The sequence below is a fragment of the Clostridium sp. CS1-1 genome (assembly GCF_056135525.1).
The window spans coordinates 775,091-787,772 of sequence record NZ_CM148680.1; the positions used below are offsets into that span (position 1 = coordinate 775,091).

Here is a 12,682-nt window from a genome sequence, read left to right on the forward strand (position 1 = left end):
AAAGCTAAAGGTATGATTGTTTATATGAAAATATAAATAACAAACCTTTGTAGATTTATGAACTAAAACTAGAAAATTGATAGAAGCAAGCAGTTCAAGGAAGGACTCGAGTGAAGAGCGGAATTTACTTATGGTAAATGAGCATCTGAAAGAGAGGTCTGACGCAGAAATGCGAAGTTTATAGCAATTTTCGGTCAACTAGGTCAAGCTACAAAGGGCGCATGGTGAATGCCTTGGCACCAGTAGCCGATGAAGGACGCGATAAGCTGCGATAAGCTTCGGGTAGGCGCAAATAGCCTGCGATCCGGAGATTTCCGAATGGGGCAACCCACATAGCTAACGCTATGTACTGTAAACTGAATTCATAGGTTTATAGAGGTAGACCCGGGGAACTGAAACATCTAAGTACCCGGAGGAAGAGAAAGAAAAATCGATTTCCTAAGTAGCGGCGAGCGAAAGGGAAAGAGCCCAAACCAGGAACTTGTTCCTGGGGTTGCGGACAGATCATAAAAGGAAGTAGGAATTAATTGAAGAGAGCTGGAAGGCTCCGCCATAGAAGGTAACAGCCCTGTAGATGAAAATGAAAACTTCTAGATCTGATCCAGAGTACCACGAGACACGTGAAACCTTGTGGGAAGCAGGGAGGACCACCTCCCAAGGCTAAATACTAACTGGTGACCGATAGTGAAGCAGTACCGTGAGGGAAAGGTGAAAAGAACCCCGGAAGGGGAGTGAAATAGAACCTGAAACCGTGTGTCCACAATCAGTCGAAGCAGTTTTACCTGCGACGACGTGCTTTTTGTAGAACGAGCCAGCGAGTTACGATGTGTAGCAAGGTTAAGTATTTAAGATACGCAGCCGAAGGGAAACCGAGTCTGAATAGGGCAAAAAGTTGCATGTCGTAGACCCGAAACCGGGTGACCTATCCATGGACAGGTTGAAGCGGAAGTAAAATTCCGTGGAGGACCGAACCACATTGGTGTTGAAAAACCATGGGATGAGCTGTGGATAGCGGAGAAATTCCAATCGAACTCGGAGATAGCTGGTTCTCCTCGAAATAGCTTTAGGGCTAGCGTTTTGAATGAGTAGTGGAGGTAGAGCACTGAATGGGCTAGGGGCTGACAACAGTTACTGAACCCTATCAAACTCCGAATGCCATATACTTGAATCAAAGCAGTCAGACTACGAATGATAAGATCCGTGGTCAAAAGGGAAACAGCCCAGACCATCAGCTAAGGTCCCAAAGTGTAAGTTAAGTGGAAAAGGATGTGGGATTTCCAAGACAACTAGGATGTTGGCTTAGAAGCAGCCACTCATTTAAAGAGTGCGTAATAGCTCACTAGTCGAGAGATCCTGCGCCGAAGATGTTCGGGGCTAAAACTTACCACCGAAGCTATGGATTGATACGTAAGTATCAGTGGTAGAGGAGCTTCCTGTATGGGTTGAAGTCGTACCGTAAGGAGCGGTGGACTGTACAGGAGTGAGTATGCTGGCATAAGTAGCGAGAAATAAGTGAGAATCTTATTGGTCGAAAACCTAAGGTTTCCTGAGGAAGGCTCGTCCGCTCAGGGTTAGTCGGGACCTAAGCCGAGGCCGAAAGGCGTAGGTGATGGACAATCGGTTGATATTCCGATACCACCAGTTTGCGTTATTACAAATGGGATGACGCAGGAGGATAAGATGTGCGCACTATTGGATGTGCGTCTAAGCACTTAGGCAGACTAGATAGGCAAATCCGTCTAGTCAATGCTGAGGTGTTACGGGGAGCCCTTTTGGGCGAAGTATCTGATTCCACGCTGCCAAGAAAAGTCTCTATGGAGTGAACTGGTGCCCGTACCGCAAACCGACACAGGTAGGTGAGGAGAGAATCCTAAGACCAGCGGAAGAATTGTTGTCAAGGAACTCGGCAAATTGACCCCGTAACTTCGGGAGAAGGGGTGCCACCGCAAGGTGGTCGCAGAGAATAGGCCCAAGCAACTGTTTAGCAAAAACACAGGTCTCTGCTAAAGCGAAAGCTGATGTATAGGGGCTGACGCCTGCCCGGTGCTGGAAGGTTAAGGGGAACACTTAGCGCAAGCGAAGGTGTGAACTTAAGCCCCAGTAAACGGCGGCCGTAACTATAACGGTCCTAAGGTAGCGAAATTCCTTGTCGGGTAAGTTCCGACCCGCACGAATGGCGTAATGACTTGGGCACTGTCTCGACAACAAATCCGGCGAAATTGTATTGCGAGTGAAGATGCTCGCTACCCGCGATTGGACGGAAAGACCCCGTAGAGCTTTACTGTAGCTTAGCATTGAGTCTCGGTATTGTCTGTACAGGATAGGTGGGAGACTGCGAAGCAGAGGCGTCAGCCTTTGTGGAGTCGTCCTTGGGATACCACCCTGACAGTACTGGGATTCTAACCGGCGGCCATGAATCTGGTCACGGGACATTGTTAGGTGGGCAGTTTGACTGGGGCGGTCGCCTCCTAAAAAGTAACGGAGGCGCCCAAAGGTTCCCTCAGAACGGTTGGAAATCGTTCGTAGAGTGCAAAGGCAGAAGGGAGCCTGACTGCGACACAAACAAGTGGAGCAGGGACGAAAGTCGGGCTTAGTGATCCGGTGGTACCTCGTGGGAGGGCCATCGCTCAACGGATAAAAGCTACCTCGGGGATAACAGGCTGATCTCCCCCAAGAGTCCACATCGACGGGGAGGTTTGGCACCTCGATGTCGGCTCGTCGCATCCTGGGGCTGAAGTAGGTCCCAAGGGTTGGGCTGTTCGCCCATTAAAGCGGCACGCGAGCTGGGTTCAGAACGTCGTGAGACAGTTCGGTCCCTATCCGTCGCGGGCGTAGGAAATTTGAGAGGAGCTGTCCTTAGTACGAGAGGACCGGGATGGACTGACCTCTGGTGCACCAGTTGTTCCGCCAGGAGCACAGCTGGGTAGCTATGTCGGGACGGGATAAACGCTGAAAGCATCTAAGCGTGAAGCCCACCTCAAGATAAGATTTCCCATAGCGTAAGCTAGTAAGACCCCTTGAAGAACACAAGGTTGATAGGTCAGAGGTGTAAGCATGGTAACATGTTCAGCTGACTGATACTAATAGGTCGAGGGCTTGACCTAAAAAATATCACTGTGCAATTTTGAAAGAATAGTTCTTTCAAACAAAAAGTAATAATAAAAATTGATAGAAGCGAGCAGTTCAAGGAAAATCCTGAGGGAGGAGCGGAGTTTACTTATGTAAATGAGCACCGCGGCGAAGGATTTGACGCAGAAATGCGAAGCTTATAGCAATTTTTGCGAATCTGGTGATTATGACGTAAAGGTTACACCCGTTCCCATTCCGAACACGATGGTTAAGCTTTACAGTGCCGATGGTACTGCACGGGAGACTGTGTGGAAGAGTAGGTCGTCGCCAGATTAGTAACAGAAAACCATTAAGTTTAATACTTAGTGGTTTTTAATTATGTAAATAAATAAGTAACATATCCATTCTGAATTGATTTTTAGAGGAAAAATCAATGAATTAGTAATATAGACAGAGTCCTTTCAAAAGGAAAATCTAAATATAAGAGCTACCTTATAAATTAATACATTGAATATTAACTTTAGGAAGCGTACAAACAGGATTTTTTGCTGTTCTATCTGTTTTAGCAATTGTTTCTTGTATGGATATGACAAATGGCGGATTATATGCTGCAAGTTCGGCAGGTGCAGCTGTTGCAAATCCTGTTATAATAGCAAAAATGGCGCCTCAATTTGCACCTGTTGCAGCTCAAGCAACAGCATTGGTTGCTACAAGCGTAAGAGATATAGTTTTCTATAATAAAACTTATAATTGATCAGAGATAAATTTGAAAGAAGGTTGTTTTGGTATACTTTTCCACAAGGTGGACACAAGCCTTGTTGCATAGCTGATAAACCTATGGAAGTAAAAAAAGTTGTGGCAAAGATAAAATTGTAAAAACATATAAATTCAAAATTTTCAATTTATATGTTGATTATGTTTGATATATAATGTATAATAAAATTAAAAGAATAAAGTATAAATTTAATTACTGCTTGGTTTATTTAGATATTTCAAAATATCATCGTAAGCAAAGCCCAGTAAATGATAAATAATCATTTATTGGGCTTTTTTGTATTCTAAAAAATATAAAATAAGCTATTATACTCTATTAAAATTTAAGTATGCAACCGAACAAACACTATGAGTGAAGGGAGGAAAGCTATTGAAATAAATATGAGAAAATGTAGTGAATAGTGATAAAAAACATATAAAATCCAGTTCTAGTAGTTTTATATGTCAGAAGAGGAGTATAGTAGTTGACTCTTAAAAAGCAAAGTTAATAAATGGGGGGATAAAGTGTGATTACTAAGGGGTTTACTTATATAGCATTTTTAATTTTCTTTGCAAGTTTATTGGTTCTTGCAGAAAAAAAATCTAAGACAAAGCTTTTTAACTATTTGCCTGCAATCGTTCTCTTATATTTTACAGCAATGTTACTTTCAACCTTGGGGTTATGGGGAAATAGTGATGATATTACTCGAAGTTATAAAGCATTAAAGGATTGCTTACTTCCTGCTATGATATTTTTAATGCTCTTAAGATGTGATTTAAGAAAGATTATAAAGCTTGGACCTAAAATGTTGATAGGGTTCTTTTCAGCAACACTTAGCATAATGATAGGTTTTATAATTACCTATGCTTTATTTAAAAGATATTTTGAACCAGATACATGGAAAGCTTTTGCGGCACTTTCAGGAAGCTGGATAGGTGGAACAGGAAATATGGTTGCAATACAGGGAGCATTAAATATTCCTGATGCTAAACTTGGTTATACGTTACTTATGGATTCTGTAAATTATTCGATATGGGTTATGTTTTTACTGTGGATAGTATCCTTTTCACCTAAGTTTAATAAGTGGACAAAATCTGATACACGTTTGATTGATGAACTTGGTGGAATGCTTGGTAAGGAACATGACATTAAGAAAAGAGAAATCCAGTTCGTAGATATGATATTTCTCTTAGGATTAAGTTTGCTTGTGGCAGCTATATCTATGTTTTTAGGTGGATTACTTCCACAATCAACCTTCTTCCAAGGCGCTACTTGGTCTATATTAATTGTAACTGTCTTAGGAATTATTTTTGCTATGACACCAGTGGCAAAAATGCCGGGATCTATAGAACTTTCAAATGTAATGCTTTATACAATTGTTGCTTTAATAGCTTCAAGAGCAAATTTCTCTGATCTTGGAAAAGCTCCATTATATATATTTGCAGGATTTGTAATAATTGGGATACATGCTTTACTACTTTCTTGTGCTGCAAAAATATTTAAGCTTGATTTATTTACTTGCGGTGTTGCTAGTCTCGCTAATATAGGGGGAATTGCATCAGCTCCAGTTTTAGCGGCCGCTTATAGTGAAGCATTAGTACCTATAGGGGTTCTTATGGCACTTATGGGGTATATCGTTGGAACTGGCGGAGGTCTTATGGTTGGAAAGATATTGTCTATTTTATAGTAAAAGGGGAGAGTTAAATGAAAAGTTATAAACTCGCTACCGCTTTAGGAATCGTCATAACTCTGATGTCTAGTTCAAGTGTATTTGCAACTAATTCAGTTAATGTAAACACTTCATATAAGCAATTTAACTATAATATACCTAAAGTATCGCAAGAAATGCTATCTCAGTCGTTTTGGATTAATAATACTAAAAATGTAGATAAAATTTTAATGAGTGAAGAAGAAATAAAAAAATTCAATGCTGATAACATAGGTGTGGACAAACCAATAATTGACTTGGAAAATTATAAATCAACTTTTAGTAAGCAGGAATTAATAGATAAAATAACAAAGTTAAGTGCTACGCCAGAATCTGACAGATATGACAGTCAAGGAAATTCAATTACAAAGGATTACTATGATAACTTAAAAGCTAATCTTAATTTAGATAGTATTAATGAAAATAACCAAGTTAAATATGGAGTTACAGTAAGAAGAACTGCTATGAAGACATTCCCTACTTACGATGCTGTATTTAAATCTGGGGATACTTATGAATTTGATAGATTTATGGAAACAAGTGTATATCCTGTAGAACCTCTTATTATTCTAAGTACAAGTAAAGATGGAAAATGGTATTTTGCACAAATGTACAATTACCTAGCTTGGATACCTTCTAAAGATGTAGCAATTACATCTAAGAAAGATTTATTTGATTATGTTAATTATAATAAGTTCTTGGTTGTAACAGGGAAATATATTCATACAGATTATAATCCATTAAGTATGGATATTTCAGAGCTTCAGCTTGATATGGGAGTGAGAGTTCCACTTGCTAAAGAAAATGAAATTACTGATGACATCTATGGACAAAATCCTTCAGGAAATTATGTTGTAAAACTTCCAACAAGAGATGATAATGGCAATCTTATATTTAAGTATGGATTAATTCCAGTTGTAGAGGATGTAAATGTTGGATATCTCCCATATACAAAAAACAACATAATCTCAGAGGCATTTAAGCTTCAAGGACAGAGATATGGTTGGGGAGGAATGTTTAATGGTAGAGATTGTACTGCCTTCACAATGGATATATTCAGAACAATGGGGATAAAGCTTCAAAGAAATTCTGGAGAACAAGGAAAATTATCTGTTTCAAAATATTTTGATATGCCTAAAGAGATGACATTAAGTGATAGAAAAAGATTATTTGATACTTTAGAACCAGGTACTTGTTTATATATGAGTGGACACGCTATGTTATACTTAGGCAAGTATAAAGATGAATATTACATGATTCATGATTTCTCAGGATTTTATGAACCACAAGGAAATAACAATGTTAAATATTATAGATCACGCCAAGTATCAGTAACACCTTTAAGTATAGGTTTATCCGAGGATGGGAAACAAACCTACATGGAAGGGTTATATGGTGCAAGGGAATTTGTGCTAAATAAACATTAATTATATAATACTTATGGGGTGATTTAAATGTATAGCGAAGATACTATATTTATTATAGGTAACTCAAAAACTAATACTGACAATGCTATAACACATAGATTCAACTCATTTTTTATAGGATTTGTAGTGGAAGCTAAAACAGGCAGAATTGTTGATTTAAGTTGTTCCTCTACAATTAGAACAACAGATGAGTTTGTTAGAAGTCTATTTGTTGATAAAAATATAGCTGAGTATAGTGAAGAATTTGAACAGGAGATAAAGCGAAGGTATCATGGTTCTTCACAGAAAGCTATCATTGTGGCATATAAAGACGCTGTAAAGAAATATAAAGAAGTAAATGAAAAACATTTTTAGCTGCTTTATTCAGAGAATAATTACAATTCAGTAGTTATCAACATGAGTAAAACCCAGCAAAACAAAGGTTATTTGTTTTGCTGGGTCTTTTTTGAGGTAATGTATTTAATTAAAACTGAATAATGAATCTATTCTAGATATAGTTTTCGCTAGTAATTATAACAAGGTTAAGTTCAATTTAGTAGAGTGTATTAAAAGATTTCAAAATAAGATATATTCTTTATTTTAAGATATTAAGGGGGAAGTAAAATGAAAATTACTGATATAAAGATTGGATATATTTCAGTACCATTAAAAAAACCTTTTAAGACTGCACTTAGAACTGTTGAAAGTGTTAATGATGTAATAGTTAAAATTATTACGGATACAGGAGAAATTGGTTATGGAGAAGCTCCACCAACAGGAGTTATAACAGGGGATACCACTGGAGGCATCATTGGTGCTATTGAAGACCATATAAAAAAATCAATATTAGGCATGGAAATTGAGAATTTCGAAGAACTTATGAAAAAATTAGATAAATCTATTATTAAAAATACTAGCGCAAAGGCAGCAGTAGACATAGCACTATATGATCTATATGGAAAGTTATATAAGGCTCCTATATATAAGTTACTGGGAGGATATAGAAAAGAGATAATTACTGATATAACAATAAGTGTGAATGAGCCTGAAGAAATGGCAAGAGATAGTAAGGAAGCGGTAGAGCTAGGATACAATACTTTAAAGATTAAAGTAGGAAATGATTCAGTTAAAGACATTGAAAGAATGAAAGCTATAAGGAAAGCGGTTGGATATGATGTTAAGCTTAGAATAGATGCAAATCAGGGATGGGGTGCTAAAGAGGCTATATATACTTTGAGAAAAATGGAAGATGCAGGTTTAGATATTGAATTTGTAGAACAACCAGTTATAGCATATGATTTTGAAGGACTAAAGCTTGTAAGCGATAATGTTTCCATACCTGTACTTGCTGACGAAAGCGTATTTTCTCCTATGGATGCATTAAAGATTATGCAGATGAGAGCAGCGGATTTAGTGAATATAAAACTTATGAAAACAGGAGGTATTTACAACGCATTAAAAATTTGTTCTATGGCAGAAATTTATGGTGTAGAGTGCATGATAGGATGTATGCTTGAAGCTAAGGTTAGTGTCACTGCGGCAGTTCACTTAGCAGCAGCAAAAAGTATAATAACTAAAATTGACTTAGATGGCCCAGTTCTTTGCAGTGAAGATCCAGTTCTTGGAGGAGCTATTTTTGATAATTATAGAATAACATTAAATGATGAACCAGGCTTTGGATTTAAAGATATTAAAGGTGTAGTATATAAATAGCATAATACTATTAAATCATGTAATATTGAAGAATTTAGCCCCGTACTTTTAAAAAAGTACGGGGCTTTTGAATTGTCTGACTAAGCTTAATGCTTAGCGTTTCTCTATATTAAGACAAGTGTTTTATACTGTACAGTGTATCAAAGAATCTGTATCAAAATTTATAGCATGATACAGATTCTTTGAGAACTACTACAATAAAAGGGTTTTCAACCTTGGCATGGTTATTGCTAAATAATTTTATATAAAAACAAGTGTAAGGAGGAATTTATTTATGAAAGTTTTGATGGTTTGTTCAGGGGGAATGTCTAGTGCAATAGTAGTTAAAGCTATAAAAACTGAAGCTGACAAGCAAGGATTTCCACTAGAAATTAAAGCAGTAGGAACTTCTGAGTTTGAGGATGAAATTAAACTAGGATATGATATGGCACTAGTTGCACCTCAAGTAAAACATAGATTAGAAGTTTTCAAAGCACAAGCACAGGAACTCAATATACCTGTTGAGGTAATAGTTCCAATGGGATATACGCCAATAGGGGCGCCTAAAGTATTAGCTCAAATAAAAAAGCACTCAAAATAACTTAAAGGAGGATTTAAAATGAAATTCATATTTGAACTTTTAGAGAAATACCTTTTACCTCCTATGGCTAAAATGTCTGAACAAAGACATCTTAGAGCTATACGTGATGGTATCGTTTCAACTATACCTCTTATAATTGTAGGTAGTTTTTTCTTAGTTATTGCCTTTCCACCGGTGAATTCATGGGCCGTAGCAGTTAAGCCTTATATAGGCAAAATACTATATCCTTATAGATTATCGATGGGAATTATGGCCTTATATGCATCTTTTGGAATAGGGTATAATCTTGCAAAGTCTTATAAGCTAGATGCATTAGCAGGAGGAGGGTTGTCTTTAGCAGCTTTCTTATTAACAAGTTTACCTGTAGCTGTTAAAGAAAATGATTTAGGTTGGGTTTTACCTTTAGAGAATCTTGGTGGAGCAGGAATGTTCGTTGCTATATTGATGGCTATTTTTGCTGTAGAAATTTTAAGATTTACTAAAGAAAAAAACATAACTATTAAAATGCCAGAAGGAGTTCCAGAGTCTGTAGCAAACTCCTTTGCAGCATTAATACCAGCGGCAATTATTATAGTTGTACTATGGGTTGTTAGAGATTTATTAAATTTTGATATACAACAATTTATAATGAATATATTTAAACCACTTGTAGTAGCAGGAGATACATTAGGAGGAGTATTAGTTCCAACTTTCCTTATAACATTACTTTGGGCTTGTGGTATTCATGGAGACTCAATTGTTGGTACAGTAGCAAGGCCAATATGGCTTGTTTTATTAGATGAAAATACAAAAGCCTTAGCTGCAGGAACGCCATTACCGCATATAGCACCAGAACCGTTTTTTCAATGGTTTGTATGGATAGGAGGATCAGGTGCTACTATAGGATTAGTAATTTTAATGATGACATCTAAATCGCAATACTTAAAAGATATAGGCAGAGCATCTTTTATTCCAGGTATTTGTAATATAAATGAACCAGTAATATTTGGAGCTCCTATAATGTTAAACCCACTATTCCTTATACCATTTGTGGTAGGCCCGATAATAGAAGCAATAATAACTTATGCTGCTATGTACTTTAATATAGTAGCGAGGCCAGTTGTACCAGCACCATGGACTCTTCCAGCACCAATAGGCGCATATCTTGCTACAAAGGGAGATTGGAAGGCGATAGTTCTTGTTTTAATTAATATAGCAATAACAACAGTAATATATTATCCGTTCTTTAAAGCTTATGAGAAGAAATTGCTTGAAGAACAGAGTGTGAATACAGAAGAAAGTGATGCAATAAAAGCTTAAGAGATTTAGTGTAAAAGGGTATTAATTAATTGGAATTGAGAAAGAGAATTTAAAGTGATGGATGAGCTTTAACTAAATCTCTATTCTCAATCTCCTTTACAAATCCTTTTCTTATCGTAAAATCAAAAAATAAAAGTTGAGGGTGTTAGAATGAAAAAACTTAAAGTCGTCGTAATAGGAGGGGGAAGTAGTTATACCCCAGAAATAATTGATGGGTTTCTAAAAAGATCAATGGAGCTGCCAGTTAGTGAAATACACTTAGTGGATATAAAAGAAGGGGAAGAAAAATTAAATATAGTAGGTAACTTAGCAAAAAGAATGATAGAAAAAGCAGGCTTAAATACTAAGTTAATTATAACTTTAGACAGAAGAGAAGCATTAAAAAATGCAGATTTTGTAGTAACTCAATTTAGGGTTGGTGGATTAGATGCAAGGGCAAGGGATGAAAGATTTCCGTTGAAATATGGTGTGTTAGGTCAAGAAACTACAGGTCCAGGAGGATTTGCTAAAGCACTTAGAACCATACCTATAATGTTAGACATATGTAAAGATATAAAAGAATTATGTCCAGAGGCTTGGCTTATAAACTTTACTAACCCGTCAGGATTAGTTACGGACGCCATACTTAAATATACAGATGTAAAATGTATAGGTTTATGTAATGTACCTATACATATGACTATGGACGTAGCAAGTATGCTGGAAGTACCTTATAGAGATATTTTTATAGAGTTTGCAGGGTTAAACCACCTTGTATGGGGGAAAAAAGTCTGGTGTAAGGGAAAAGATGTAACTAATGAGGTTATTGAAAAGCTTCTTGATGGAGCAGTACTTAACATGAAAAATATATCCAATTTAAAATGGGATGGGGAGTTTTTAAGAGCATTAGGAATGCTTCCATGTCCATATCATAGATATTACTATATGACAGACAAGATGGTTCAAGAAGAAATAGAAGCTGCTAAGGATTGCACAAAGGGTACAAGAGCAGAGCAGGTAAAAGCTGTAGAAAAAACATTGTTTGAGCTTTATAAGTCCCCAGATCTTAATACAAAACCTAAAGAGTTAGAAAAAAGAGGAGGAGCTTACTATTCTGATGCAGCAGTATCATTAATAAGTGCTATCTATAATGATAAAAGAGAAGTTCATACAGTTAATACTTTAAATAATGGAGTAATTAAGGGAATTCCAGATAATTCTGTTATAGAAACAAATTGTATAATAGATAGTAAAGGAGCAACTCCACTCAGTCTAAAAGGAGATCTACCAATAGAAATAATGGGATTAATGCAATCGGTTAAAAGTTACGAGGTACTTGCTGTGGAAGCAGGAGTTAAAGGCGATAAAGAAAAAGCTCTATTAGCTCTTTCAAGCCATCCATTAGTACCATCTGTACAAGTGGCAAAAGAAATACTCAATGAATTATTAGAGATAAATAAAGAATATTTACCACAATTTAAATTAGATTAAGACTACAAGGTTAAAACTATAGTGAGTGTTGGAGGTTTTATTAATGGAAGAACAAATTTTTAGTATAATTTCACATGGTGGAGATGCAAGAGGTTACGCTTATGAAGCACTAAAAGCAGCAAAATTAGGAGACATGGAAAAAGCAGAAGAAAAATTAAAAAAGGCACAGGAAGAGTTGGACTTAGCGCACAATACTCAAACGAAGCTAATTCAAGAAGAACTAAACGGAGATTCACTTAAAATATCTCTTTTAATGATACATGCTCAAGACCAGCTTATGACAGCTATATCAGAAAAAAATTTAATTGAGCAGATGGTTGAGATGTATAGAGAGTTTAGAAAATAATTTAAGGTGAGTGAAATAATTATGAAATTATTTTATGGCATAGCTTTTATAGTTTTAATGCTGGTGGGTGTAAAAGTATCTAATATTTTAACAAAAAGGTTAAAATTAAATAGATGGATTTTAGCTGGTATAGCTCCATTAGTGATAATTATACCTACGTTAGCTTTTGATGCTACAAACCCTTGGGTATTAAATATACTAATTACTATATTCTCTATAATGTGTATAATGTTTTTTGAAATATCGAAAAAATCTATAGAACAAAAGCAAAAAATATTTAAAAAGAATAAAAATAATTAATATTGATTGATAGTTATAAATAATCCACTGTATTATT

The 12,682-nt window shown here is 36.3% G+C and carries 11 protein-coding genes and 2 rRNA genes; all 13 read left to right on the top strand.

Annotation, left to right across the window (positions count from 1 at the left end; all coding sequences use genetic code 11):
* The first annotated feature begins 201 nt into the window (after positions 1-201).
* The 13 genes from AC0N0V_RS03480 to AC0N0V_RS03540 all read left to right on the top strand — a co-directional run bounded on the left by AC0N0V_RS03480 (position 202) and on the right by AC0N0V_RS03540 (position 12,645).
* Positions 202-3,104 (top strand): 23S ribosomal RNA (locus AC0N0V_RS03480).
* A gap of 181 nt (positions 3,105-3,285) precedes the next feature.
* A 5S ribosomal RNA gene (gene rrf / locus AC0N0V_RS03485) occupies positions 3,286-3,402 on the top strand.
* A 247-nt stretch (positions 3,403-3,649) separates the two neighbouring features.
* Positions 3,650-3,823 (top strand): 2-keto-3-deoxygluconate permease, encoded by a 174-nt coding sequence (locus tag AC0N0V_RS03490; protein ID WP_474462138.1) that lies wholly within the window; start codon positions 3,650-3,652, stop codon positions 3,821-3,823.
* Positions 3,820-3,945, top strand: a complete 126-nt coding sequence (locus AC0N0V_RS03495; RefSeq protein ID WP_474462139.1) for a hypothetical protein — start codon at positions 3,820-3,822, stop codon at positions 3,943-3,945. Before AC0N0V_RS03490 ends, AC0N0V_RS03495 begins: the two co-directional genes overlap by 4 nt.
* A 404-nt stretch (positions 3,946-4,349) precedes the next feature.
* A complete protein-coding gene (locus AC0N0V_RS03500; protein ID WP_474462140.1) occupies positions 4,350-5,510 on the top strand; it encodes a DUF819 family protein in 1,161 nt (386 codons plus the stop codon).
* A gap of 17 nt (positions 5,511-5,527) precedes the next feature.
* Complete coding sequence (locus AC0N0V_RS03505) at positions 5,528-6,958, top strand: SH3 domain-containing protein (protein ID WP_474462142.1); 1,431 nt, start codon at positions 5,528-5,530, stop codon at positions 6,956-6,958.
* Between the two features lie 27 nt (positions 6,959-6,985).
* Complete coding sequence (locus AC0N0V_RS03510; protein WP_474462144.1) at positions 6,986-7,312, top strand: DUF3870 domain-containing protein; 327 nt, start codon at positions 6,986-6,988, stop codon at positions 7,310-7,312.
* 249 nt (positions 7,313-7,561) lie between these two features.
* Positions 7,562-8,650: a dipeptide epimerase gene (locus AC0N0V_RS03515; RefSeq protein ID WP_474462145.1), complete on the top strand. Its 1,089-nt coding sequence runs from the start codon at positions 7,562-7,564 to the stop codon at positions 8,648-8,650.
* Between the two features lie 274 nt (positions 8,651-8,924).
* Positions 8,925-9,230, top strand: coding sequence for a PTS sugar transporter subunit IIB (locus AC0N0V_RS03520; RefSeq protein WP_474462146.1), 306 nt, complete (start codon positions 8,925-8,927; stop codon positions 9,228-9,230).
* 18 nt (positions 9,231-9,248) lie between these two features.
* Positions 9,249-10,529: a PTS sugar transporter subunit IIC gene (locus AC0N0V_RS03525; RefSeq protein WP_474462147.1), complete on the top strand. Its 1,281-nt coding sequence runs from the start codon at positions 9,249-9,251 to the stop codon at positions 10,527-10,529.
* Positions 10,530-10,679: 150 nt separating this feature from the next.
* A complete protein-coding gene (locus AC0N0V_RS03530) occupies positions 10,680-11,999 on the top strand; it encodes a 6-phospho-beta-glucosidase (RefSeq protein ID WP_474462148.1) in 1,320 nt (439 codons plus the stop codon).
* A gap of 43 nt (positions 12,000-12,042) precedes the next feature.
* Positions 12,043-12,345 (top strand): PTS sugar transporter subunit IIA, encoded by a 303-nt coding sequence (locus AC0N0V_RS03535; RefSeq protein WP_474462149.1) that lies wholly within the window; start codon positions 12,043-12,045, stop codon positions 12,343-12,345.
* Positions 12,346-12,366: 21 nt separating this feature from the next.
* On the top strand, positions 12,367-12,645 hold the full coding sequence (locus AC0N0V_RS03540; RefSeq protein WP_474462150.1) for a hypothetical protein: 279 nt from the start codon (positions 12,367-12,369) through the stop codon (positions 12,643-12,645).
* The last annotated feature ends 37 nt before the right edge of the window (positions 12,646-12,682 follow it).